Source organism: Sorangium sp. So ce327 (assembly GCF_051530205.1).
Lineage (GTDB): Bacteria > Myxococcota_A > Polyangia > Polyangiales > Polyangiaceae > Sorangium > Sorangium cellulosum_B.
This window is the reverse complement of the sequence record NZ_CP150330.1, coordinates 10,047,127-10,071,148: the sequence shown is the minus strand read 5'-3', so window position 1 is coordinate 10,071,148 and position 24,022 is coordinate 10,047,127. Positions and strand designations below refer to the sequence as shown.

The 24,022-nt window shown below is 69.0% G+C and carries 19 protein-coding genes and 1 tRNA gene; 10 read left to right on the top strand and 10 right to left on the bottom strand.

The genetic code is table 11. From position 1 onward, the window contains the following. Positions 1-126: 126 nt before the first annotated feature. On the top strand, positions 127-1,758 hold the full coding sequence (locus tag WME95_RS37720; RefSeq protein WP_437904152.1) for a serine/threonine protein kinase: 1,632 nt from the start codon (positions 127-129) through the stop codon (positions 1,756-1,758). Here the strand turns inward: WME95_RS37720 and WME95_RS37715 are convergent. After that, on the bottom strand, positions 1,755-1,886 hold the full coding sequence (locus tag WME95_RS37715; protein ID WP_437904151.1) for a hypothetical protein: 132 nt from the start codon (positions 1,884-1,886) through the stop codon (positions 1,755-1,757). The genes WME95_RS37720 and WME95_RS37715 overlap by 4 nt on opposite strands. A gap of 46 nt (positions 1,887-1,932) precedes the next feature. Then, positions 1,933-2,790: an FxLYD domain-containing protein gene (locus WME95_RS37710; RefSeq protein WP_437904150.1), complete on the bottom strand. Its 858-nt coding sequence runs from the start codon at positions 2,788-2,790 to the stop codon at positions 1,933-1,935. An 829-nt stretch (positions 2,791-3,619) separates the two neighbouring features. Between WME95_RS37710 and WME95_RS37705 the strand changes: the two genes are divergently transcribed. From WME95_RS37705 to WME95_RS37695, 3 genes are all read left to right on the top strand, one after another. Beyond that, positions 3,620-5,380, top strand: coding sequence for a DUF1592 domain-containing protein (locus WME95_RS37705; protein ID WP_437544698.1), 1,761 nt, complete (start codon positions 3,620-3,622; stop codon positions 5,378-5,380). Positions 5,381-5,399: 19 nt separating this feature from the next. Continuing rightward, positions 5,400-7,034 carry a DUF1552 domain-containing protein gene (locus WME95_RS37700; RefSeq protein ID WP_437904149.1) on the top strand — a complete coding sequence of 545 codons (1,635 nt, stop codon included), beginning with the start codon at positions 5,400-5,402 and terminating at the stop codon, positions 7,032-7,034. Between the two features lie 196 nt (positions 7,035-7,230). Further along, positions 7,231-8,004, top strand: a complete 774-nt coding sequence (locus WME95_RS37695; protein WP_437904148.1) for an FxLYD domain-containing protein — start codon at positions 7,231-7,233, stop codon at positions 8,002-8,004. Between the two features lie 86 nt (positions 8,005-8,090). Here the strand turns inward: WME95_RS37695 and WME95_RS37690 are convergent, their stop codons facing one another. Further along, the gene (locus tag WME95_RS37690) at positions 8,091-8,519 is read right to left on the bottom strand and encodes a hypothetical protein (protein ID WP_437904147.1); all 429 of its coding nucleotides are present in this window, start codon (positions 8,517-8,519) and stop codon (positions 8,091-8,093) included. Positions 8,520-9,270: 751 nt separating this feature from the next. Here WME95_RS37690 and WME95_RS37685 point away from each other — a divergent pair. From WME95_RS37685 to WME95_RS37675, 3 genes are all read left to right on the top strand, one after another. Then, positions 9,271-11,334: an O-linked N-acetylglucosamine transferase family protein gene (locus tag WME95_RS37685; protein WP_437904146.1), complete on the top strand. Its 2,064-nt coding sequence runs from the start codon at positions 9,271-9,273 to the stop codon at positions 11,332-11,334. 250 nt (positions 11,335-11,584) lie between these two features. Then, the gene (locus tag WME95_RS37680) at positions 11,585-13,135 is read left to right on the top strand and encodes a DUF1592 domain-containing protein (RefSeq protein WP_437904145.1); all 1,551 of its coding nucleotides are present in this window, start codon (positions 11,585-11,587) and stop codon (positions 13,133-13,135) included. Between the two features lie 14 nt (positions 13,136-13,149). Then, the gene (locus WME95_RS37675) at positions 13,150-14,745 is read left to right on the top strand and encodes a DUF1552 domain-containing protein (protein ID WP_437904144.1); all 1,596 of its coding nucleotides are present in this window, start codon (positions 13,150-13,152) and stop codon (positions 14,743-14,745) included. A gap of 168 nt (positions 14,746-14,913) precedes the next feature. On the opposite strand, the gene WME95_RS37670 is transcribed toward WME95_RS37675, so the two are convergent. Continuing rightward, positions 14,914-15,480, bottom strand: coding sequence for a hypothetical protein (locus tag WME95_RS37670; RefSeq protein WP_437904143.1), 567 nt, complete (start codon positions 15,478-15,480; stop codon positions 14,914-14,916). 489 nt (positions 15,481-15,969) lie between these two features. Here WME95_RS37670 and WME95_RS37665 point away from each other — a divergent pair, with 489 nt between their 5' ends. After that, complete coding sequence (locus WME95_RS37665) at positions 15,970-16,842, top strand: sulfurtransferase (RefSeq protein WP_437904142.1); 873 nt, start codon at positions 15,970-15,972, stop codon at positions 16,840-16,842. Positions 16,843-16,848: 6 nt separating this feature from the next. Here the strand turns inward: WME95_RS37665 and WME95_RS37660 are convergent, their stop codons facing one another. From WME95_RS37660 to WME95_RS37635, 6 genes are all read right to left on the bottom strand, one after another. After that, the gene (locus WME95_RS37660) at positions 16,849-17,967 is read right to left on the bottom strand and encodes an arginase family protein (protein WP_437904141.1); all 1,119 of its coding nucleotides are present in this window, start codon (positions 17,965-17,967) and stop codon (positions 16,849-16,851) included. 22 nt (positions 17,968-17,989) lie between these two features. Then, entirely contained in the window at positions 17,990-18,613 is a 624-nt protein-coding gene (locus tag WME95_RS37655; RefSeq protein WP_437904140.1) for a histidine phosphatase family protein, read from the bottom strand. A gap of 15 nt (positions 18,614-18,628) precedes the next feature. After that, positions 18,629-19,396: an adenosylcobinamide-GDP ribazoletransferase gene (locus WME95_RS37650; protein ID WP_437904139.1), complete on the bottom strand. Its 768-nt coding sequence runs from the start codon at positions 19,394-19,396 to the stop codon at positions 18,629-18,631. Then, positions 19,393-20,481, bottom strand: coding sequence for a nicotinate-nucleotide--dimethylbenzimidazole phosphoribosyltransferase (cobT, locus tag WME95_RS37645; RefSeq protein ID WP_437544676.1), 1,089 nt, complete (start codon positions 20,479-20,481; stop codon positions 19,393-19,395). Before cobT ends, WME95_RS37650 begins: the two co-directional genes overlap by 4 nt. An 87-nt stretch (positions 20,482-20,568) precedes the next feature. After that, positions 20,569-20,641, bottom strand: a tRNA-Ala gene (locus WME95_RS37640). A 136-nt stretch (positions 20,642-20,777) separates the two neighbouring features. Next, positions 20,778-21,947: an acyl-CoA dehydrogenase family protein gene (locus tag WME95_RS37635; RefSeq protein WP_437544674.1), complete on the bottom strand. Its 1,170-nt coding sequence runs from the start codon at positions 21,945-21,947 to the stop codon at positions 20,778-20,780. 270 nt (positions 21,948-22,217) lie between these two features. Here WME95_RS37635 and WME95_RS37630 point away from each other — a divergent pair, with 270 nt between their 5' ends. Further along, positions 22,218-23,270, top strand: coding sequence for a RimK family alpha-L-glutamate ligase (locus WME95_RS37630; RefSeq protein ID WP_437710729.1), 1,053 nt, complete (start codon positions 22,218-22,220; stop codon positions 23,268-23,270). After that, the gene (locus WME95_RS37625) at positions 23,267-24,022 is read left to right on the top strand and encodes an enoyl-CoA hydratase/isomerase family protein (protein ID WP_437904138.1); all 756 of its coding nucleotides are present in this window, start codon (positions 23,267-23,269) and stop codon (positions 24,020-24,022) included. The genes WME95_RS37630 and WME95_RS37625 overlap by 4 nt, the downstream gene beginning before the upstream one ends.

The window sequence follows — 24,022 nt, the reverse complement described above, 5'->3', positions numbered from 1 at the left end:
TCGACGCGGTGATTCCTGCGGCGCGCGGGCGGCGGTAGGATCGGGCATGCCTTGCTTGCACCCTCTCCACCCCGAGCAGGAGGGCTAGCCTCGACGGAGTCGAGATCGAGCGCTGCACACAACGAGATGCCCGCCTCCCGCCCGCGTCGCAAGAACGCCGAGTCCGATCCGCCGCCGGAGCTGTTCGCCGGCAAGTACCGGCTCATCCGGATGCTGGGCAAGGGCGGGATGGGGGAGGTGTGGCTCGCCGAGGAGGGGCCTCCCGACCTCCGGCGCCACGTCGCGCTGAAGCGGCTGGTCCCGAGGCCGGGGCTCGGCGAGAGCGCGAGGGAGTCGTTCTTCGCCGAGGCCCTGGTGATCGCGCGGCTCGATCACCCGAACGTCGTCCGGCTCGTCGAGTTCGGGGAGTTCGAGGGCTCGGTGTACCTCGCGCTCGACTACATCGACGGCCCTGCCCTCGATCGCGTGCTCAGGAAGGTGGGCGCGTTCTCGCCGCGCGCCGTGGCCTACATCGGCCGGGAGATGGCGAGGGCGCTCGAGGCGGTGCACGGCCTGTGCGAGGACGAAGGGCAGAGCTACGCGGTCGTCCACCGCGACGTCTCGCCGTCCAACATCCTGATCGGGCGGGACGGCCGCGTCTGCCTGACCGACTTCGGCGTCGCGCGGATACCGGGCCTCGCGGACGAGCAGTCCGAGAGCAGCGTGTTCAAGGGGAAGCTCCCGTACATGCCTCCGGAGCAGGCGCGCGGGGAGCCGTTCGACGGGCGCGCGGACGTGTTCTCCCTGGGAATCACGCTCCTGGAGGCGCTGCTCGGCAGCCGGGTGCGCAAGGCCGAGACGCAGAGGCAGCTGATCATGGGCGTCGCGTCGCTGCCGATCCCTCGCGCGCGCGAGCTCCTGCCCGACCTGGGCGCGCGGCTCTCGGCTGCGCTCGACGCGGCGACCGAGTTCTCCATCGAGAAGCGGACCGCCAGCGCGGGCAAGCTGGCCGGTGATCTGGAGCAAGTGCTCCGCGACATGGGCCACGGCGCCGAGGAAGAGGCCCGGAGCGAGCTGAAAGAGCACGTCGAGACCTGCATCGCGAGGACGGGCACGCTGAGCGGCGCCGGTTACCGCGCCTCACCGTCGCTCCCTCCCGAGAGCGCGCCGAGACAGAGCTCGCCGGGCCTCGGGCGAAAGGCGCCGGCGGTCGGGACCACGTCCGCCGACCGTAGGTCGGTCCGCCCCTCATCGCCCGATGGACGGCACAGCGTTCCTGCGGCGGGCCGCAGCGACGCCCCGCTCCCTCTCGGCGCCGCGACGGGCTCGCTCTCGGTGCAGTACCTCGATTTCGACGGCCCGGACGATGTTCCGCAGCGCCCGCGCCAGCACGCGATGTCGACCACGCCGGAGGGGGAGCTCCAGCGAGGGCTGCCCGCGGCCCAGGCTGCGAACGGCGTTGCTTCCACGGCGAGCAGGCCGCCCGCCGCGGGCAGGCCGTCCGGAGCGAGCACGCCCCCCGCCGCGGGCAGGCCGTCCGGAGCGAGCACGCCCCCCGTCGCGCGCAGGCCCTCCGGAGCGAGCGCGCCGCCGGCAGGCAGCGAGCCGATCGCGGTGCCGGCGGTGCACGCCGGCGGGGGGGGGGCGCCTTGTGAGGAGTCCGCGTTGACCGGGCTCAGCGCCGAGCAGCTGAGGCGCAAGCGGACGATCTTCTATGCAGGGCTGTTCGTGCTCGGGACGCTGGCGACGATCCGCCTGATCTTCGTTTCCTCCTGCTAGCGCAGCTCGCGCGGCGCCCGCGCGCCGCGAGCGCCTGCGACGACAGGGATGCCGGCGGCGAGCAGCTCCTCGCAGAGGACCCCGACGCCGAAGCTCTTGCCCCGGCGGCGTACTTTCCTGCACATCATTCGCCTGCCCCGGCCACATCCGTATCCCACGAACCTGCACCCCGCTTCACGGAGGAACCGAAACCGTCGGATAGGCGATGTGATCAACGCCGACGTCGTCCACGGTAGTCGTCTCGAAGGTCCAGAGCCCGCCGGGCGGAATGTCGGCGGCCGCGCTGCTCGTCGCCATGCCGAGCGGCCGTCCGACTCGATTCACCGGGAAGACCGTTATCCTGGCGTCGCTCAGTGCCACATCGAGTCGGTTCTCGAGCGTGCCCGTGTAGGCGCTCCCGGCGCCCCCGCCGACGGTCTTCACCTCGCTGACGGTGACGGCATCGACAGGGACCACGTCCACGGTGAAGGCCGGAAACCTGTGCTTCAGATACCCGAGCTCCTCGATCACGAGGTCACCGGGGAGATCCGCTGAGCCGGTCATCGCGATCTCGCCCGGGGCGATGCAGGGGATCATCACGCCAGAGCCGTCGTCCAGCCGATAGAGCCGGCCGCTGAGCAAGCTACCGCCCCAGGTTGTCACGAGCTGATCGGCCTTGTCGATGAAGTAAAACATCAGGCCGGCGTCGCAGGACGGGGTCTCCCCGTCATTTCTGACCGCGGCGTAGAGCTCGGGGCCCGTCGCCCCCTGCACCAGGGTGAAGGCAACCAGCTTGAGCCCAGCCCCGTCCTCGTCCGTGTCGGTGCTGGACAAGCCCTCCGGCACGAAATGCAGGCCCTCGCCGGGGTCCCCGCCCATGCCGCCCCCGCCCGTCTCCGAGCCGCTCGATCCAGCTCCCGCCTCGCCGCCGCCCCCGCCGCTGCCAGGGCCGCTCCCGCCGTTGCCCGCCCCCTCATCGAGGGGGCTCGCCGCGCACGCGAGAGGGAGGGCAAGAGCGACAGCCCCGATGACGATCAAGGACTTCGATTGCATCGTTGTGCAGAGGGCGATGGGCAGGGGAGCTGGCTTCCGGGGCTCACGCTAGCGTCACACCGTCTCACGGGCAAGCGCCAACCTTCTGACGCTTGGAGAGCGAGTGTCCAAGTTCACACGCCCACGACTCCAGGACGACGACACCGTGTCTTCATCCGCGGTAGCCCGCGCGTTCTCAGCGGCCGCCGGGCGAATCTCCTCGACAGGCGCCTCGACGCGCCCGGTCGACACCCGCACATCATCCACCCAACGCTCGGTCGAGCGGGGGCCCCGCGCCCGCTTTCGCGAAGGCCTCGGAGGAAAGGAGACGCCGCGTCCTTCTCAATCAACCGGGTCGACGACGTCGCGAGCGAACCCGGCTTTACGAGCCAGAATTGACCGCCCTGAGCGCATGACCCGATTGGCGTGATGGCCCTCACGTTGGGTGATGCGGCGCGTTGCCCACGAACGACTCGAGGCTTGGAATGCCAGGGTTGCACATTTGAGAACCTACTGGATTCGTGAGGCCCGTGCGCTCGCGCAGGAAGCGCCGGCCTCTCGCGGCCGAGCGAGCTCTCGTCGAGCGCTCTATGGCCCTGACCGCGCCGCCGCGCCGCGTCGCAATGACGCGCTTGGCGGCCCCTGCAGTGGCCCGCGCGCGTCGCTGTTCCACAGCGAACTCGGCGTCCGCGCGCCAATCGGGCAGCTTCACGAGATCGAAGAGAGCATCAGGGCGCCGCTCGTACGCCGGCGTTTCACTATCACGTCTCCAGAGGAAGCGTTCGGCAAGACGCGCGTGATCTCGCGGACGGCGACCCTCGGGCCGATCCATCACTTTTGATCCGCTCCCATGATCACTCCGGCGCGGACCGGGAATAGTGAGGTCATGCGAACGTTACGGCAACTATCGTACATTGGTACGACAACATTTTTCACCTCATTGACCTTCCTCGCCGGGTGCACCGGCGAGATAGCGCCCGGCGAAGGTGGGATCACCGGCGGGGAGACCTCCGGCAGCGGTAGCGGCAGCGGCAGCACCGGTTCGGGGGGCACGGACGAACCCGACAACGGCCCCCCCGAGAAGTGCATCCCCGGCATCCCGATCACGAGCCAGATCCCTCGGCTGCTGAACCGGCAGTACGACAACACGGTGCGGGATCTCCTTGGCGTCACCAGCGTCGACAGCAAGCTGCCGTCCGAGCAGCTCGTCGACGACTTCGACGGCCCGATGACCCCCGACGCGTGGCGGCTCTATCAAGAGGTTGCCGAGAAGATCGCCAAGGCGGTGATGGCTGGGCCGAACAAGTCCAAGTTCATCAGCTGCGACCCTGCGGCGGCCGGCTGCTTGGAGCAGACGATCAAGACCTTCGGCCGCAAGGCGTTCCGTCGCCCACTGACCGATCTGGAGGTGGCGCGATTCCAGAAGCTGGGCCAGATTACGCCGGCAGGGACGCCCGCCGAGGTCGCCGAGGCAACGCTGGTCGGCTTCCTCGTGTCGCCCTCGTTCCTCATGCTCCCCGAGCTGGCGACCGACGCGGATGCGTCCGGCCAGGGCATCAAGCTGTCCAGCTACGAGGTGGCGACGAAGCTCTCTTACTTGCTCTGGGGCTCCGCTCCGGATGAGGTGCTGAGCGCGGCCGCCGACAACGGCGAGCTCCAGACCAAGGAGCAGATTCTGGCCCAGGCGCAGCGAATGATCGATGTGCGCGAGAAGACCGGGCCGCTCGTGACAGCGTTCCACCGCAACTGGGCGCAGATGAACAACGGAAACGCCCACTGGTGGAAGATGGATCACGACACCGAGACGTATCCGTTGTACTCCGACGCCGCCAAGCCCAGCTGGCAGGCAGAGCTCGACGCCTTCTTCGAAGACGTCGCGTTCGAGGGCGGTTCGTTCGACGATCTCCTCCTCAGCAATGTCGCCTTCGTCAACAAGGACAACGCGGCGATCTACGGGCTCGATCCTGCGAGCTACGGCACCGAGCTGACCAAGGTGGAGCTGGACGCCAGCGTGCGGCCGGGCTTCCTGACGCGCGTCGGGTTCTTGAGCTCCTACGCGGGCTACGACGCCACGAGCCCGATCCTGCGAGGCGCGTTCATCTCGGTGTACCTGCTCGGTGTCAATCCGGGTCCGCCCATCCCCGGCGCCACCATGCAGACCGTCACCGGCGACTTCGCGACGCAACGCGCAAGGATCGAAAAGCTGACGGAGCCGGCTAGCTGCAAAGGCTGCCACTCGGTCATCAATCCTCCGGGATTCGTGATGGAAGGTTTTGACGGCATCGGAAAATTGCAGACGACCGATCCTCTTGGTGGTGCGATCGACGCGAGCGTCACGACGAACACCATCGACTTCGGCGACGGCAACGTGAAGGAGATCTCCTCTCCGCTCGCGCTCATGCAGGAGATCGCTCAGCTTCATAAGGCCAAGCAGCTCTACGCCGAGTCGTGGGTCTCCTATGCCTTCGGGCGGGATCCGAACGGGAAAGATAAGTGCGTCGTCGATCAGATCGACATGAAGCTGTCCGAGGGTGGCTACAGCATCCTCAACCTGCTGGCCGATCTCACTCAAGCGGATTCGTTCCGCGTGCGCGTCCGCGAAACGCCGTGAAAGCTGAGGAAACTTGACCATGAGCAAGCAACTGAACCGCAGAATCTTCCTTCGTGGCCTGGGCGGAGCCGCCCTGGCTGCGCCGTTCCTCAGCTCCGTGTGGGAGCGCGACGCAAAGGCCCAGTCCGCTTCGGGTGGTGGGAAAGCGCTCATCGTGATGTTCACCCACTATGGGTGCGTCACGAACAAGTGGTTCCCCACGAAGACCCAGGGTGAGCTCACGGCTGCTGACCTCCAGTCGACGAGCCTCGCGTCCCTCGCTCCCTACGCGAAGAAGCTCCTCATGCCGCGCGGCATCCGCTCCATGAACGAGTGGACCTCCAACATGAAGCGTGGACAGGGGAACGACTCCCACACGCAGATCGTGGGGTCGTTCTTCACCTGCCAGCCGGTCACCCCGAACAGCAACGACCCGTTCAGCTTCAACCAGGCGACGAAGTTCAACGCGAAGCCCGTCGGTCCCTCGCTGGATCACGTCATGGCCCAGCAGCTCAGCCCGCAGGGCACGCCGTTGCTCATCGCCACGGCTGGCCAGAACGACAACTCTCAGTCGGCGATCTCCTACTCCGCCGCCGAGACCATCTTCAGGGGCCTCAACGCGTCGCAGGCCTTCAGCAGCCTCACGGGCCTCTTCCAGGCGGGGCAGCCGATGAATCCGGACACCTACGCGGCGCTCCGCGGCAAGAGCATCCTCGACCTCGTGAAGGATGATCTGCAGACGCTCGAGCGGTTCGACATGAGCCAGGCCGACAAGCGCAAGCTCGCTGCCTGGAAGGAGCTCCTCAACCAGACAGGGACCGTGGTGGCCTCCGCGCAGTGCAGCGAGGAGCTCGGCGTGATGCTCGGCGCGACCTCCGCGAACGCCTCGAAGGCGTCGTCGGGCGGCCTGGGCGTCGACGTCCTCACGACCAAGGTCTCCGGCGATCTGGATGGAGCGGACATCAGCTCGGCCATCGCGGCGCTCGCGGCGGCCTGCAACGCGAACCCCGTCATTTTCCTGAAGTACCCGGGAAACTACAACTTCAAGGGGCTCGGCATCACGATGGAGTCGCACTCCCTCTCGCACCGCCTCGACAACGCCGGCATGACCGGCAGCTGCCTGCCCAACGCGCTCGAGTGGCTCGTCAAGGTGGACACCTATTACGCGCAGAAGTTCGCGAAGCTCGTCGGAATGCTCGACAGCATCCCTCAGGGGAACGGGCAGACGGTCCTCGACACCAGCGTCGCTATCTGGTTCAACGAGATGTCGGACGGCAACGCGCACAACCTCAACAACGCTCCGATCATCCAGGCCGGCAGCGGCGGCGGCTACTTCAAGACCGGTCAGATCATCAACGTCGACCCCGCGTCGACGCCGACGAACGGCAACAGCGAGTCGCAGTGCGCCAACGGCAGCGGCCAGGTCAACGGTATCAACCAGGGCACCGGGACCGATCCGAAGGTCGGCAACGCGCCGATCAACAAGTACTTCTGCAACATCATGAACGCCATGGGCGTGAAGGCGGGCGCGGACGGCTTCCCTGCGAAGGGTGGCTCCGCGGAGGTGACCAAGTTCGGCTATTCCGACAAGACGGAAGAGTTCATCGGCGGCAAGGGCGCAGTCGCCGGCGCCTCGATCAAGAATCCGGGCGGGTTCACGGAGCTCAAGGCCTGACCTCTCCCGGAGCCAGGTCCTGAACACCCCGACGAGCGCGGGTCCAAAGACCCCTTCCTACCGAAGGGGTCTTTGCGTTTGTGCGCCGCCGGCGATCGCGGGCATCGCGAAATTGCTTTTCTCCCTGATGTGCCTCACGTCGCGACTCCGTGCTGTCCAACGATGGCGGGCAGCGATAGGCTGGGCATCTCTTCTCATGTTCATGCTGGCGAAGCGCCTCCTCCTCCCTGCTGCCGTGCTCCTCCCGCTGGCCTGCTCGAGCGAGGCGAGCGACGGTGCCGGGGTGGGCGGGGACGCTGGTGACGACGCGATCATCGTCCCCGAAGACCTCACCATCATGGCGCTCCCCGGCGGGAACGGCGTGCTCAACGTGATCGCGCTGACTCTCCGCAAAGGACCGACCAACACCGAGCTCTACGCCGCCTTGAGGAACGACGGGGATACCCCGGCCTGCAGCGCGGCCCTCTCCGTCGAGCTCTACAACAAGGCTCAGCAGTCGCTGGCATCCGGGATCAACGGGTTGTTGACCCAGCATTTCTATCGCGTCACGGATGGCTCGGACGCGATCGCTGCGTGCGTGGGTCCAGGTGACGTGACCATGACCGCGGTGACGGATCTGCCATCGGACATCGCGATCGACGATGTGGGGTACGTCGTCTACCGGTGCCCCTACTTTGCTCTCGACGTCGTTCCCATCGATGGCCTCACCGCCAGCGACGTGAAGGCCGTGACGGCCGGCGCCGGCACGGTGTACACGGGCACGCTCTCCAACGGGCTCGACGTGGCGGTGAGCGACCCCTCTGTCACGGTCTTCTCGGTCAATCGCGTCGGGCGTCCGCTCGGCGTCGCGATCGCCACCGGCACAGTCCAGATTCCGCCGGGTGGCAGCTGGGCCTTCGAGACGAACACCGTGGACATGCCCGGCGCTGATCAAGCCGCATATCCGGCAGGCGCGATGGCAAAGAAGTAAACCATCCGACGGGTCGCTCGGCTATCCCCTGACACGATGCGCCCGTGGGGCGCCGCGACCCGTCGGCGGCTACTCGCGAAGCCCGGCTACTCCTGCGCGCCGTCGGCGATCCACTGCGTGAGCGCTTCGATGTAGGCGGGGGGGATGCACTTGGCATCGTCATCGTTGACGCACTCAAGGGGCATTCGCGGAGTTCCGCCGCACGGCCCCTTCAAGATCTTGATGAGCGCGCTCTCTTCCGGATTTTCGGTGTTGATGAGATCGCCGCAATGCTCGGTTACGTGGGAGCTCACCCTCATGTGAAGCTCTTCGTCGACCATCAGGTTCAGGGGGTTCATATCGTCGTTGTGGCAACCCGCCCCGAAACAAGCGTTTTGTATGACGAACTGCAACGTCTCGAACGTCGGCGCTTCCCCGCTGCCGCTGCCGGTCGAGCCGCCGTCGCCACCGGTGCTCGCGCTGGTCGAGCCAGCCCCGCCCGAGCCGCCGGACCCGACCGCGCTCGAGGTAGACACGCTGGCGCTCGTGCTTCCGGCATCCGTGCCGCCGGCGCCTCCAGCGCCGGTATCGTCAGGGTCGTCGGAGCAGCCTGAAAGCGGTGACAGGACGGCGACGAATGCTGCCGCGATGAAGCTTGAGAATCGAAATTTCATGGTTCACGACGAGGATGGTGAGAGAGAAGGTTTAGCTCTCGTTCCCGTGGATCGAAGCAAAGGGCTTCGAGCTTCGGATTGCAGAGGCGACGCGCGATCCACGTCGCCCGTAGGCAAGAGCTGCGCGAGATGAACAACGTCCTCTTGTGTGGGTAGAATGAGCAAACGCCACCCGAAAATCAAGCGCTTCGTGGAGGGCATTCTGGGGTACAGCCATGCTGTACGCGTCGATTGACACTCGTGCCTTGTGCGCTCAAGCCGGTCTCACGTGCCCAAGAGCGCCTCTCGAAACCTCCCGTCACCAGGCAGACGGACGGCCGCGTCGCGTCGTTGCTCCTCGTCGCACCATGTCAGCAGGGCTCTTCGCCGCGCCAGGCGTCGCGCCCGAGCTCGGTTGCCTGGGTTGGTCCGGCACGATCAACGTCGGGAGGGGCGAGGAGCTCGAGGCGCGATCCGAAAGTCAAGCTCCTCGAAGTGGCCATCCCGAAGTGGCCCTTCCATCGTACAGCCATGCTGGATGCGCCGGTCGACAAGAAAACCGGCTTGCGCTCAGCGCCCGGGCGCAGCCATCCTGCTCGGCGCGATCCCGCGCTCTTCCGACAAGGAACTCCCCGTGACCGCCGCTTCGCTCTTCGAATTGGCAGTGCAGTTTCATCGGGCCGGGCAGGTCGATCGCGCAGAGCTCCTCTATCGCGGCACGCTCGAGCAAGCGCCCGGGCATGGCGACGCGCTGCTTCTTCTCAGCGTGATCACCGTCCAATCCGGTCGGCTCACGGAGGCCGCCGCGCTCCTCGAGCGAGCCGTCCGCGTCGCCCCGAACAACGCCCTCTACCTGTCGCATCTCGGCGACGTGTATCGCTGCCTCGGCCGGAGACCCCAGGCGGTCGCCGTGCTGCTCATGGCCGTCGCTCGGAAGCCCGACTTCGCCGAATCGGTGTTCAACCTCGCTCTCACGTTCGAGGAGCAAGGGGACCTGGACGCGGCGGCGGCATGCTACGAGCGCGCCCGCGATCTCGAACCTGGGTTATTGCAGGCTGGCGAGCGCCTCGCGAGCCTGAGAGACCAGCGGGGGGCATCCGCCGCCGGGGTCGGTCCGGCGGCGACGCGCAGCCCCGAGTCGAGCTTGAGCGCCTCCGATGCCCTGGCGGCCCTCGGCGAGACACTGCGCCTCGGCGGCCGGTCGGACGACGCCGCGGCCTGGTACCGCGTGGCGCTGAAGCTCAATCCGCGGATGGCCAACGCGTACACTGCGCTCGGCGCGATTCACGCGGACGCGGGCCGTTTCGACGAAGCGATCGACGATCTGCGTCGAGCGCTCGAGATCGACCGAAATTTCCATGTCGCTCGGGATTATCTCGCCGCCGCGCTCGGCGAGTCGGGGCTCCTCGACGAGTCCCAGGCGATGTACCGCGAAGCGGTCGCCCTGTGTCCCGACGACCCCGCCGCGCACAGCGCTCTTCTCTTCAACATGCCGTTCTGGCCGAACGTCACCGAGAGCGACATCCTCGCCGAGGCGCGCGCGTGGAATGCCCGGCATGCCCGCCCCCTCGCCGCGCAGGCTCCCCCTCACACGACCGATCGCTCGTCCGACCGGCGGCTCCGCATCGGTTACGTGTCACCCGACTTCCGAACCCACGTCCAGTCTCTCTTCACGATCCCGCTGTTCCAGAACCATGACCACCGGCAGTTCGAGATCTTCTTCTACTCGAGCACGGACAAGCCGGATAGCCTGACGGATCGCATTCGCGGTCATGCCGATGTTTTTCGCGAGGTCGCGGCGCTGGACGACGCTGCCCTGGCCGAGGTCATTCGACGGGATCAGATCGATATCCTGGTCGACCTCACCATGCATATGACCGACCGCCGCGTCCTGGCCTTTGCCCGCCGGCCCGCTCCCCTTCAGGTGTGCTGGCTGGCGTACCCCGGGACGACGGGCCTCGAATCGATGGACTATCGCCTGTCCGATCCCTTCCTCGATCCCCCCGGCGCAAGCACGGACGTCTACACGGAGGAGACCCTTCGGCTCCCCGACTCCTTCTGGTGCTACGACCCGCTCACCGACGTGCCCGACGTGAGCGCTCTCCCCGCTCTCACGGAGGGGAGGGTCAACTTCGGCTGCCTGAACCACTTCAGGAAGGTGAATGAAGGGGTGCTTCATGTCTGGACGAGGGTGCTGGCCGCGGTGCCCAGGTCGCGGCTCACGCTCATGGCGCCTCGGGGAAGGGCGCGGGACCGGGTGCGCTCGATCTTCGAGGAGGGGGGCGTCCAGCTCGATCGGATCGAGTTCGTCGATCGGTGCGGGCGGCTCGACTATCTGCGAAGGTACCGCGAGATCGACATCTGTCTCGATACGTTCCCTTCCAACGGCCACACCACGAGCCTCGACGCGCTGTGGATGGGCGTCCCGGTGGTGACCCTCGCAGGTGAAACCGTGGTCGGCCGCGCCGGCGTCTGCCAGGCGATGAACCTGGGTCTGCCGGAGCTCATCGCGACGACGCCGGATGACTACGTTCGGGTCGCCAGCTCGCTCGCCGAGAACCTCGAGCTCCTGGGCGAGCTTCGCCGAACGCTGCGCGATCGCATGAAGCAGTCGCCGCTCATGGACGGCCCGCGCTTCGCCCGCAATCTCGAGTCGATCTACCGCGACATCTGGCGCCGTTTCTGCGCTCAACCCTGAGGCGAAGGCCGCTCGGCGAACGCGCCCGGCCGGGGCCCGCGTTGGAATCATGCGCAGGGGGATCAGCTCGACGCAGGGCGGGGATAGTCACATTATGCGAACGCTGCGGCAACTAGCGTACATTGGTACGGCAACATTTTTGACGTCATCACCTTTTCTCGCTGGTTGCACTGGCGAGATAGCACCCGGTGAACCTGGGGTCTCCTCCGGTGGTGGGGAGACCTCTGGCACCGGTACGGGGGGCGGGCCGGTGGAGCCGGACCCCGGCGACCCGGATGTCTGCACTCCCGGCATCTGGGCGACGTCCCAGGTCCCGCGGCTCTTGAACCGGGAGTACGACGCGGTGGTGAGGGATCTGCTCGGCGTGACGAACGTGCCAAACGCTCCCACGGGCAACCCGTCCTCGCTCCTCGTGTCCGACTTCGAGGGCAGCATGACGGACATCGCCTGGAACTCCTACCTCGTGGCCGCCGAGAGCATCGCGGCCGAGGTGATGGCGGGAGCGAACAAGTCCAGGTTCATCGCCTGCGATCCTGCGGCGGCCGGGTGCCTCGAGTCGACGATCCGCGATTTCGGCCGCAAGGCCTTCCGCCGCCCTGTGACGGACGAAGAGGTGCAGCGCTACATGCGGTTCAACGCGCTGGAGCCCAAGGGCACGCCCGCGGAGGTCGCCGAGGCCATCCTCTTCGCCATGCTCGCTTCGCCCTCGTTCATCACGGTCCCCGAGCTGACGGACGACACGGAGAACGGCGCCATCAAGCTCTCCAGCCACGAGGTGGCGACGAGGCTCGCGTTCCTGCTCTGGGGCTCCATTCCGGATGACGCCTTGAACACCGCCGCAGACGCGGGTCAGCTCACCACCAGGGAGCAGATCCTCGCGCAGGCGGAGCGGATGGTCCAGGACCGCACCAAGACGGCGCCGATCGTGGCGCTGTTCCATCGTGCTTATGCGGACATTCGTGAGGGTTCGCACTGGGGACAGGTCGAGCACGACACGACCAAGTTCCCCGACTACTCCCCGGACATCGTCGCTCCGATGCTGGCCGAGGTCGACGCCTTCTTCGAGGAGGTGGCGTTCGGGGGGGGGTCGTTCAAGGACATCTTCCTCAGCAACGTCGCCTACGTGAACAAGGACACCGCTCCGATCTACGGGCTCAACGCGGCCGACTATGGCGCGGAGCTGACGCGGGTGGAGCTCGACCCGAACGTGCGGCCGGGGTTCTTGACCCGCGTCGGGTTCCTGAGCTCCTACTCGTCCTTCGGCGCCACGAGCCCGATCCTCCGGGGCGCGTTCGTCGCCAACAGGCTGCTCGGGCTCACCCTGAAGCCGACGCCCGGCGCGGACCAGACGCCGCGGCCTCCGGGCCCGTTCTCCACGGAGCGTGAGGCCATCGAGGCGCTGACCTCGCCTGCGGGGTGCGTCGACTGCCACAGCAAGCTGGTCAACCCGCCGGGCTTCGTGCTCGAGAGGTTCGACTCGGTCGGCAAGGTGCAGACGAAGGATCCGCTCGGCGGCGACATCGACGCGACGGACGACGTTTACTTCAGCGAGACCAACACCAAGACGATCACGTCGCCCCTCGAGATGATGACCGAGCTCGGCGCTGGTGCGATCGCCAAGCGTCACTATGCCGAGCAGTGGGTCTCCTGGGCCCGCCGGAGGGTGCCGAACACGAACGACGCCTGCACCGTCAACGAGCTCAGCGACAAGCTGTCGAGCGACGGCTATACCATCATCAATTTGCTTACCGATCTTACCCAGGCCGATTCGTTCCGCCTGCGCACCGTCCTCGGGGATTGAGAAGGAATACGACCATGATGAAGATCCTCAACCGAAGAGTATTCCTCCGAGGCCTGGGTGGAGCCGTCGTCGCTGCACCTTTCTTGGGCTCTGTCGCCGAGCGTGACGCCGAGGCGCAATCGGCCGGCGGCGGCGCTCCGAAGCGGCTGATCGTGCTCTTCACGCACTATGGCTGCCTGACGAACCGGTGGTTCCCGAAGAAGTCCCATGGCGAGTTGACCGCCGCCGATTACCAGGCGACGACGCTCAAGCACCTCGCGCCCTTCGCAAAGAAGCTCCTGATGCCCCGTGGCATCCGGGGGATGAACGAGTGGAGCTTCGGGCGGACCCACGGCCAGAACAACGACCCCCACGGTCAGGTCATGGGGTCGTATTTCACCTGCTACCCGGTGACGCCCGAGAGCGACAAGTTCAACGCGAAGTCGACAGGGCGGTCGCTCGATCACATCGCCGCGGAGCAGGTCAACCCCAACGGCGCCGCCCCCCTCGTGATGCAGATCGGCGGGGTGCGGCAGGACGCGTTCTCCAATTTCTCGTACGACAAGCCCAAGCAGATCTTCCCCGGCATCGGGTCTCCGACGACGATCTACAACAACCTCACGGGCCTCTTCGGTCAGGGCCCCGTGTCGCAGGATACGTACAAGGTGGTCCGCGGCAAGAGCGTGATCGACGTCGTGCGGGAGGACCTGGAGACCCTCGAGCGGGTCAGGATGAGCCAGGCGGACAAGCAGCGGCTCTCCGACTGGAAGGACCTCCTCCACCAGACCACGAACACGGTCAGGGCCCAGTGCAGCGCCGCCCAGGCAGAGGCGCTCGGTTTGACGGCCCAGTCCGTGCAGGCGGCCTCGCAGGGGGGTGGCCTCGGCATCGACCTGTCGAAGTCGACGAACGTCATGATGGACCTCGCGGTGCTTTCGGCCATCTGCGACCAGAACCGCGTCATCTTCATGAAGTTCCCCGGCACCCTCACGTTCAAGTGGGACGGCATCAATCACTCGAAGGACTCCCATGGCATCTCCCACCGCGTCGGCGACGCCAACATGGGTGGTGATTGCGTTCCTGGGGTCATCGAGATGATCCAGCAGATCGACGACTGGTACGCGAAGAAGTTCGCTTACCTCGTCGGTCGGCTCGACAGCATCGATGAGGGCGAGGGGAAGCTCCTCGACAACACCGCGACCGTCTGGTTCCAGGAGGACTCGGACGGCAACAGCCACAACCTCAACAACCTGCCGATCCTCCAGGCAGGGAGCTGCGGCGGCTACTTCAAGACGGGTCAGGCCGTGAACGTCGAAGGTGGCAAGGCTGACCTGGCCGTCGGTAACAGCGAGGCTGCCTGCGGACCGGGCCAGACGAAGCTCGAGTTCGGCGAGATCGACGGCACGGGGACTCCGCCGGACGTCGCCACGCAGCCGATCAACAAGTACTTCTGCAACCTGCTGAACGCCATCGGGGTGAAGGCCGGCGCGGACGGCTTCCCGGCGATCGGCGGCTCGGCAGAGGTGACTCACTTCGGCAAGCACGACGACACGAAGCTCTTCGCCAGCGAGACCAATCCAGTGTCCATCAAGGACGCTGGTGAGTTCAAGGCGCTTCGCGCGAACGGCTGATCGTCGCTCGCGCCGGGGCTGCCGGCTCGGGCGAAATGAAGACCAGGCCCCTCCCCTCAGGAGGGGCCTTTTGCTCGGCGCTGGGTCGCACCGACCGCGATGACCTCATGTCATCAGCACAACGACGCGGAGCTCCGGGGCGGAGCCCGCGTCGTCGTCATCGGCCGCTCACTGCTGCTGCTGCGCGCCGTCGGCGACCCACTGCTCGATCGCGTCGATGTATGCCTGGGGCAGGCACGTGTATTCCGGGCCGGGCTCGCTGACGCATCCATTGGGCATGCGGGCGATATCCCCGCAGGGGCCTTTGAGGATCTTGACGAGGGCGCTCTGTTCTGGCTCGCCGGGGGTGACGAGCGGGATGTCTCCGCACGCCTCGGAGATGTGCGTCGTCAGGGTCGCGTAGAGGGTCTCGTCGTCGAGCAGCCTCGGTTCCGCCTCGCCGTTGTGGCAGCTCGCATCGGAGCAGCCAGTTTGCGCGACGACCGCTCTGACCGTTTCAAAGGTCGGGTCGACCGCCGAGCCGCCACCGCCGGTTCCAGCGGAGGTCGAGCTCGAGGCCGTGGCGCCGCCGGCGCCATCCCCGCCCGAGCCCTGCCCGCCAGACCCGGACGCATTTGAGGTAGTGGTCGTGCCGGCTTCCGAGCTGCCGGTGCTTCCATCATCGGAGCAGCCTGAAAGAGCTGACAGGAGGGTGAGGATCGCTGCGGCGGCGAAGTTTGAGAGTCGAAGTTTCATGGATCGTAATTAAAGTGGTTAGAGAGCAAAGTACAGCCCTCTTGCCGATTGAAACAAAGGGAAAGGCTTCGATCCGTCGGACCTTCAAGACGAGGCGTGATCAATGAATGGCTCTGGTGAACTTTTGTGAGCACGTCGCCCGTGGCGCCGGCGGCTCTCGCTCGGTGAAGCGCTGAGCGAGGCCAGGGCGTCGTCCGGGATGGGAGGTGCTACGGGCGGGTAGGCGAGCCAATGCGTGTGAAGATCAAGCGGTTTGTGGCGGCTATCCTCGCAACCAGGCGTGCTGCACGCGTCGATTGACGTTCATGCCTGATGCCCTCAGGCCCCATTTCAGCTGTCAAAAGTGCTTGCAAATGCCGTCGCTTTCGGCGCTCCGTCGAGCGCCGGAGTCGCGTCCGGCCGCGCAGCGCCATCGGGCACAGCCGAGCACGTCGGGCATGGCGAGGATGCGATGTGGCCCGGCGCGAGCAGGGTGGGTACCCTTCGCCCATGCGCGATCCCTTCCTCGTGCCCCCCGGTCCGCTCGTCGATGTCGCCTGGCTCGCAGCGCACGCGGGCGATCCCCGCGTCCGCGTCGTCGATTGCCGCTGGTACCTCGGCGGTCGCCGCGGCGCCGACGAGTACGCCCGCGGGCATATCCAGGGCGCCGTCCACCTCGACGTCGACGCCGATCTCTCCAGCCCGGCGCACGGCGGCCCAGGCCGCCACCCGCTGCCCGACGCGGTGGCGTTCGCGCGCGTCCTCGCCCGCATCGGGGTCGTCCCAGGCTCGCTGGTCGTCGGCTACGACGACGCCGGTGGCGCCATCGCCGCCCGTCTCTGGTGGCTGCTGCGCTACTTCGGCCATCCAGGCGGGCGTGTGCTCGACGGGGGACTCCAGGCGTGGACCGCCGCGGGATACCCCCTCTCGACCGCGGCACCCACGATCGCTGAAGCGCCCGCCATGGATCTCGCCCCCGGCGGCGCTCCGGTCGCGGACAAGGCCGCTGTCGACAGGCTGCGCCGCGATTCCGCGGCGGTGATCCTCGATGCGCGCGCGCGCGAGCGCTACGAGGGGCAGACCGAGCCCGTCGACGCCCGCCCGGGCCACATCCCCGGCGCCCGCTCCGCCCCCTTCGTCGAGAACCTCAGCGCCCCCGGGGGCGCCTTCCGCGAGCGCGCGGAGCTCGAGCGGCGCTACCGCGACCTCGGCGCGCTCGATGCAGCCACCGTGGTCTGCTACTGCGGCTCCGGCGTCACCGCCTGCCACGACCTGCTCGCCCTGACGACGCTCGGCCGCGAGGACGCGATCCTCTACGAGGGGTCCTGGAGCGATTGGGCCCGCGACGCCGCCCTGCCCGCGGCCAGCGGCCCCGAGCCCTGAGCGGCGTCAGGCGAGCGCGCGGCCGACGGTGGCCTCGATCGTCTCGCGCAGGTAGCGCGCGGCGAGCGCGACCGTGCGCGCCGCGCTCTCCGGCGTCGGCTGGAGCGCGGGCGCGACCTCCATGACGTCGCCGCCGATCAGGCCGACCTCGCGCCCGAGCCGGCGGATGAGCGCCACGACGAACTCGGGCGACAGGCCGTCCGGCTCCGGCGTCCCCGTGGCGTCGGCGTACGCGGCGTCCGTGCCGTCGATGTCGTTCGAGAAATACACGCCCTCGACGCCGGTGCTCTTCACGTGGGCCACGATGGCGTCGAGCGCCGCCGCCGGATCGGCGCGGCACTCGGCCGCCCAGAACTGCCGCACGCCGTAGCGGCTCTCCCAGTGCTCGCGCGGCTTCTGCGACGCGCGGACCCCCACCTGCGTCAGCCGGCCGCCCCGCCCGACCAGCTCGTTCGCGTGGTACGACCACGTGGCGAAGCAGTATGCGACCCCGAGCCGCTCCTCGAGGAGATCGGTGTGCGCGTCGGGCTGGACGATGCCCCACGGCCGCTTCCGCGCGCGGGCGAGCGCGCGCGCGACCGGCAAGGCCGTGGAGTGATCGCCGCCGAGCACGATGGGGGCGACGCCCGGGTTGATCGAGAAGACGAGATCGAGCGCGCGCTCCGCGATGGAGAGCGGCGAGACCGGCAGCCGCGACGCCACGGGCTCGGGCACGCCAGGGTAGAGCGCGCGGCGCGACGCGGCCTTCTGCGCCTCCGAGAGCATGTCGTCGTGCAGGAGCTGCGGCACGACGAACACGTCGCCGATGTCGACGAGCCCGACCTCGCGCGCCCGCTCGGGGAAGTCCGGGGAGGCGTCGAGGAGCGCTGTCCGGATGGCCTGCGGGCCCATGTTGGAGCCACGGAGGAACCCCGCGCCGACGTCGGAGGGCACGCCGAGCAGGACGGCGCGCGCGCCGGCGATGCGGTCGAGCGACGCGCGGAACCGCGCGAGGACCTCCTCCTCGGTCGCGGCGCCGTAGAGCCGCCGCTGGACCTCGAGCTGCTGCGCGCGGCCGGTCGAGACGAGGTAGAGACCTCCGGCCGCCGGGCGCAGCAGGAGCGCGAGCTCTTCTTGCGGAGTCATGCCCGACGAGGGTACGCGCCCCTCAAAGGTCCGCCAGCGAAAGGGCGGACGGAGGGAGAGGGAAGCGCTCGGCCGTGAGGTGAGGGACCGGCGCGCTCATCGCCGCAAGCCAGCTGGCGCCGCGCGCGACGACCCGGAGCGCGCGCAGCACCCCGGCGTGCGCGACAAGGAGCGGCGGGCGCGCGCGGGACGCGACGTCCGCGACGTCCACGCCGGCCGCGTCGCCGAGCTCGCGCCAGAACGACCGCACCCTGGACTCGACGTCGAGCGCCGACTCGCCCCCGGGCGGCCCGACGCGCTCCCAGCCGTCGAGCCACGCGGCGTACGCGGCCGGATCGTCGCGCTCGATGTCCGCAAAGGCGCGCCCCTCCCACGCGCCGTAGGAGATCTCGAGCAGGCGATCGTCGATCGCGCGCGGCACCCCGAGGCGCGCCGCGAGCTCGGCGGCCGGGAGCGCGCAGCGGGAGAGCGGCGACGAAAAGACCACGCCGGGGCGGACGCAGAGCTCGTGGAGCGCGCGCTCGATCGCGGCCGCTGCAGCCTCCGGGGGGAGCGCCGCGGCGACGTCGAGGCGGCCGTAGCAGACGCCGGAGAGCGCGACGGGGGCGTGGCGGAAGGCGATGAGGCCGCGGGCGAGGGGATCCACGCGCGCGCCCGCGGCTCAGCCGCCCCGCACGAGCGCGAGGGCGAGCAGCGCGGCGCACTCGGCGATCTGCTGCGCAGCGCCCAGGAAGTCGCCCGTGAGCCCGCCGGCGCGGGCGTGGAAGCGGAGGCCGCAGATCGCCGCGGCGGCGGCGGACGCGACGAGCATGCCCGCCGCCTCGGCCGCCGTGAGGGCCCCGGCGGCGTGCGCCGCGGCGAGCGCGAGCGCCGGCCAGAGCGAGCCGAGCAGCGCCTGCGGGAGCGCCGCCTGCGCCACCGGGCGGCTGCGCGAGCCGCTCTGGGTCACGTAGGGCAGCGCGACCATCAGCCAGATCGGCGGGGTGCGCGAGAGGCACTGCGTCAGCACGAGGGCGACGGGCGCCGCGGCGTCGAGCCGCGCGAGCAGGGCGACGCGCAGCACGAGGACAACGATGAGCGCGGCCGCGCCGAACGCGCCGATGCGGCTGTCCTTGAGGATCTCGAAGATCCGAGCGCGATCGAGCGCGCCGCCGAGCGCGTCGGCCGTGTCCGCGAGGCCGTCCTCGTGGAACGCCCCGGTCAGCAGCAGCCCGAGGGCCACGGTGACGCTCGCCGCGACGAGCGCGCCGCTCCGATCGACGAGCAGCCACACCGCGGCCTGGACGGCGCCGAGCGCGGCGCCCACGAACGGGAACCAGGCAGAGGCCCAGCGCCAGTCCGCCTCGGCGTAGGGGAAGCCGCCGACCGGGACGCGCGTGAGGAAGGTCGCCGCTGCGCGGGCGCCGCGCAGCACCGGCGGCGTCGTCATGGAGTCCCGGGCCGCGCGCGATCCGGCACGCTCGCGCTCGCGAACGTCGCCATGCCGGCGTGGAGGGCGCAGGCCGCGTCGAGGAGGGGCAGCGCGGCCAGCGCCGCGCTCGCCTCGCCAAGGCGCATCCCGAGGTCCAGCAAGGGGCGCGCGTCGAGCGCCGCGAGGACGTGGGCGTGGCCGCGCTCGGCCGAGCGGTGGGCGAAGATCATGCCCGACCGCGCCTCGGCGCACATCCGGACGAGCGCGAGCGCCGCCGTCGAGACGATGAAGCCGTCGACGAGCACCGCCATGCGCCGCTCGATCGCCCGCGCCATGGCGCCCACCAGCGCGGCGATCTCCTTCCCGCCGACCGCCTGCACGACGCGGTGCGGGTCGGTGCGCTGGACGCCCGAGACCTCCCGCGCGCGTCGCGTCGCGTCGCGCACGACCTCGATCTTGCGCGACAGGGCGTCGCCGGAGACGCCGGTCCCCGCCCCGACGACGTCCTCCGGCGCGATCCCGAGGAGCAGCGCCGTGATGGCCGCCGCCGCGGTCGTGTTGCCGATGCCCATGTCGCCGAGCAGGACGACGCGCGTGTCGCCCCCGAGCGCGTCGATCTCCGCGGCGCCCGCGCGGAGCGCGCGCTCGTAGACGGCCTCCGAGAGCGCGTCCTCGATCCGCAGGTCACCGATGGGATCGTCGGCGACCGGATCGCGCCGCAGCCGCGCGCCATCGCCGCCGCCCACGCCCTCGTACGGGTGGGCGACCCCGACGTCCACGACCCGCAGATCGACACCGAGGTTCCGGCAGAGGACGCTGGCGGCGGCGCCGCCGCGCACGAAGTTCGCCACCATCGCCGCCGTGACCTCTGGCGGGTACGCCGACACGCCGTGCCGGGCGACGGGGTGATCGGCGGCGAAGAGCACCGCCGCCGCGGGCCGGCTCGCGGGCGCCCCGCCCTGGATGCCGGCGAGCGCCACGGCGAGATCCTCCAGCACGCCGAGGCTGCCGCGCGGCTTGGTCAGCGTGTCTTGCCGCGCCCGCGCCGCGCTCACCGCGCTCGCGTCGAGCTCCGGGAAGACCCAGTGAGGCGAGAGAGCCATGTCCGGGTTCTCTACTCCGACACGCCGGCGAGCAGGCACGGCGATGCGGACTCCTTCACAGGAACAGGAGTCCTTCGGTCCTATCGGTGGAGCTGAGGGGGATCGAACCCCTGACCTCATGACTGCCAGTCATGCGCTCTCCCAGCTGAGCTACAGCCCCGGTCGTTGGGAGCGGGATATCTACAGCCTCTCGCGCCGCTTGTCTCTACTTTTTTTCGACCGGCGCGCTTTTGTGTCCGAGGGTGTGTCCGAGGGCCTCGGTTCGCGGCGATGCGGCCGCCGGGCCGCGGGGGCGCTCAGAAGTTCATCAGCTTTGCCAGATAGTACTTCATCGTCTCGGTCGTCCCGCCGCCGATGCGGAGGAGCCGCTGATCACGCCACGCGCGCGCGATCGGGAAGTCCTCGATGTAGCCCCAGCCTCCGTGGAACTGCAGGCAGGTGTCCACGACGTCGTTCGCCACGTCGCCGGCCAAAATCTTCGCCATCGAGATGAGCTTCACCGTGTCGAAGCTGATCGGCACCTTCCGCACGTACCGCTCGTCGTTGTAGTGGTCGACGCACTTGTAGGCGAACGCGCGCGCCGCCTCGCAGCGCGTGTACAGGTCCACGAGCTTGTGCTGCCACGACTCGCGCTTGATGATCGGCTTGCCGAACGCCACCCGCTCGCGCCCGTACTCGACCGTGCCGTCGAGCGTCATGAACGAGCTCGCGATCGCGCTCACCGCAGCGACCAGCCGCTCGGTCTGGAAGTTCTGCATCAGGTACGCGAAGCCCTGATCGGGCTCGCCGAGCAGGTAGCGCCCCGGCACCCGCACGTCCTCCAGGAAGAGCTCCGCGGTGTCCGAGGATTTGTTGCCGATCTTCTTCAGCTTCTTCGCGACGTTGAAGCCGCGGAGCGCCGTCGGCACGAGGAAGAACGAGCAGCCGTGGGCGCCCCTGTCCGGCGACGTCTTGGCGAGCAGCGTCACGAAATCGGCGCGTGTCCCGTTCGTGATGAACGTCTTCTGCCCGTTCAGCACGTAATCCTCGCCGTCCTTGCGCGCGATCGTCCGGATCCCGGCCACGTCGCTGCCGGCCGCCGGCTCGGAGACGCCCAGCGCGGCGATCTTGTCGCCCGCGAGCGCCGGCTTGAGGAACTCCTCGATCTGCTCCTTCGTGCCGATGTCGCTGATCACCGGGGTCGCCATGTCGCTCTGCACGAGCAGGCCCATCGAGACCCCCGCCATCGTGCAGCGCACGAGCTCCTCGGCCTTGGCCGCCGAGAACCAGTAGTCGAGCCCGGCGCCGCCGTGCTCCTCCGGGAAGTGCGCGCCCAGGATCCCGAGCTCGCCGGCGCGCTTGAACACCCAGCTGGGGAAGCACTCCGACGACTCCCACTCCTCCACATGAGGAGCGAGCTCCTTCTCTGCGAAGGCCCGCACCGTCTTCCTGAACTGCTGATGTTCTTCCGTGAACGGCTGCCACATCGCGAACCCCTCCTCGCCGGCACGACCGAGATGATTCGTACACGAAACATTTTCCAGCGCAAGCGCTGCACCTCCGCGCTTCTGCCGCGCCTGGTCCGCCGAACGGGCCGCGCGGAGCCCCATGGAAAACGAGGGCCGATGGCGCGGCGCGCGACCGTGCGGGCGCGGTGTGAGCGGCGCGAGCGTCAGAAGAACCGCCGAAGAGCGAAAAATGAATCGGCACGCGCATCCATCCACGCAGTCTGCCGGCTCTGCTAGCCTCCGGGCCACATGCGACTCCTCGTCCTGTCCCGCAACGCGTCCCTCTATTCGACGAGCCGGATCGTGCTCGCGGGGCGCGCGCGTGGTCACGACGTCAGCGTCATCGATCCGCTCGATTTCCAGATCGTCGTGTCGCGCGGCCGCCCGTCGTTGCTCGTCGGTGGTTCGGCGGTGCCCCGCTTCGACATCGTGATCCCGCGCATCGGCGCCAGCATCACGAACTACGGCCTCGCCGTCGTCCGTCAGTTCGATCTCATGGGCGTCCCCGTCCTGAACGGCGCCGTCTCGATCGCGAGGAGCCGCGACAAGCTGCGCGCGCTCCAGCTGCTCACGCGCCGCAAGCTCAACGTGCCGATCACCGTGTGCGCCCGGAGCCCGGCCGGCGTCGAGGCGGCGCTCTCGCTCGTCGGCGGCTGCCCCGCGATCGTGAAGCTCCAGCAGGGGACCCAGGGCATCGGCACCATGCTCGCCGAGACGCCCCACGCCGTGCACGCCCTGCTCGAGACGTTCTGGGCCATGGGCCAGGACATCGTGCTCCAGGAGTACGTGCGCGAGTCGAAGGGGCGCGACATCCGGGTCATCGTCGTCGGCGGCCGCGTGGTCGCCTCGATGCGCCGCGTCGCCAAGCCGGGGGAGTTCCGCTCGAACCTCCACCGCGGCGGCAAGGGCGATCGGGTGAAGCTGCCGCGCGCCTACCGGAGCGTCGCGATGCGCGCCGCGAAGGCGATGGGCCTCGAGGTCGCCGGCGTCGACATGCTCGAGGCGCGCTCCGGGCCCAAGATCCTCGAGATCAACAGCTCGCCCGGCCTGGAGGGGATCGAGCGCGCGAGCGGCGTCGACGTCGCGGGCGCGATCATCAGCTACGCCGAGCGGTACGCGGCGGAGCAGCGGGGCCTCAGCCGCCGCACGCTCGAGGCGCGGATCGCCGAGGTGATCCACGACGAGCGCATGCCGGCGCCGCGGCGGCTGAGCCGCGCGGCGGCGGAGAACGGGGCGGGCGCGAGCCGCGGGAAGGCCGCGGCGCTCACCGGCGGGAGGGGCGCGCGGAGGGCCCTCTCGTGACCCTGCGGGTCGAGGCGGCCGGCGATGCGGTCGTCCTGACCATCGATCGTCCCGAGCGCAGGAACGCCATCGACAGCGACTTCGCGGGCCGCCTCGGCGAGGCGATCCGCCGCGCCAGCGCCGACCCGCGCGTGCGCGGCGTCGTGCTCACCGCGACGAGCAGCGACGTCTTCGTGGCGGGCGGCGACATCCGCGAGCTCCACGCGCTCGCCGCCGGCGGCGCGGAGGGGGGCGAGGTCCTCCGGCTGTTCGAGGGCCTCGCGGCCTTCGAGGAGAGCGAGGTGCCGATCGTCGCCGCCGTGCAGGGCGACGCGCTGGGCGGCGGCTGCGAGCTCCTGCTGCTCTGCGATTTCGTCGTCGTCGAGGAGCACGCCGCGCTCTCGTTCCGGCACGTCAAGATGGGCCTGTCCCCGGCCTGGGGCGGGCTGACGCGGCTCTGCGAGCGGGTGGGGCCGCTCGCGGCGGCGCGGCTGCTCCTGACGGCGGAGAGGATCGACGCCGCCGAGGCGCTCCGCGTCGGCCTCGTGAGCGAGGTCGTCCCCACCGGCGCGGCGCGGAGCCGGGCGATCGCGCAGGTCGGCCGCATCGCCGAGGGGCCGCGCGCGTCGGTCGCGGCCATGAAGCGGTCCCTGCACAAGGTGCGCGAGGCGCTGCGCGCCTCCGCCGCCGAGGTCGAGCGACGGGCGTTCGCCGAGCAGTGGAACGGCCCGGAGCACCGGCGTGCGATGGATACGTTCCTGAGCAAGAAGTGA

Excerpts from the sequence above, each read along its gene's own strand:
- WME95_RS37720 (WP_437904152.1), top strand. The coding sequence starts at position 127 with ATGCCCGCCTCCCGCCCGCGTCGCAAGAACGCCGAGTCCGATCCGCCG.
- WME95_RS37715 (WP_437904151.1), bottom strand. The coding sequence starts at position 1,886 with ATGATGTGCAGGAAAGTACGCCGCCGGGGCAAGAGCTTCGGCGTCGGG.
- WME95_RS37710 (WP_437904150.1), bottom strand. The coding sequence starts at position 2,790 with ATGCAATCGAAGTCCTTGATCGTCATCGGGGCTGTCGCTCTTGCCCTC.
- WME95_RS37705 (WP_437544698.1), top strand. The coding sequence starts at position 3,620 with ATGATCACTCCGGCGCGGACCGGGAATAGTGAGGTCATGCGAACGTTA.
- WME95_RS37700 (WP_437904149.1), top strand. The coding sequence starts at position 5,400 with ATGAGCAAGCAACTGAACCGCAGAATCTTCCTTCGTGGCCTGGGCGGA.
- WME95_RS37695 (WP_437904148.1), top strand. The coding sequence starts at position 7,231 with ATGTTCATGCTGGCGAAGCGCCTCCTCCTCCCTGCTGCCGTGCTCCTC.
- WME95_RS37675 (WP_437904144.1), top strand. The coding sequence starts at position 13,150 with ATGATGAAGATCCTCAACCGAAGAGTATTCCTCCGAGGCCTGGGTGGA.
- WME95_RS37670 (WP_437904143.1), bottom strand. The coding sequence starts at position 15,480 with ATGAAACTTCGACTCTCAAACTTCGCCGCCGCAGCGATCCTCACCCTC.
- WME95_RS37665 (WP_437904142.1), top strand. The coding sequence starts at position 15,970 with ATGCGCGATCCCTTCCTCGTGCCCCCCGGTCCGCTCGTCGATGTCGCC.
- WME95_RS37660 (WP_437904141.1), bottom strand. The coding sequence starts at position 17,967 with ATGACTCCGCAAGAAGAGCTCGCGCTCCTGCTGCGCCCGGCGGCCGGA.
- WME95_RS37650 (WP_437904139.1), bottom strand. The coding sequence starts at position 19,396 with ATGACGACGCCGCCGGTGCTGCGCGGCGCCCGCGCAGCGGCGACCTTC.
- cobT (WP_437544676.1), bottom strand. The coding sequence starts at position 20,481 with ATGGCTCTCTCGCCTCACTGGGTCTTCCCGGAGCTCGACGCGAGCGCG.
- WME95_RS37635 (WP_437544674.1), bottom strand. The coding sequence starts at position 21,947 with ATGTGGCAGCCGTTCACGGAAGAACATCAGCAGTTCAGGAAGACGGTG.
- WME95_RS37630 (WP_437710729.1), top strand. The coding sequence starts at position 22,218 with ATGCGACTCCTCGTCCTGTCCCGCAACGCGTCCCTCTATTCGACGAGC.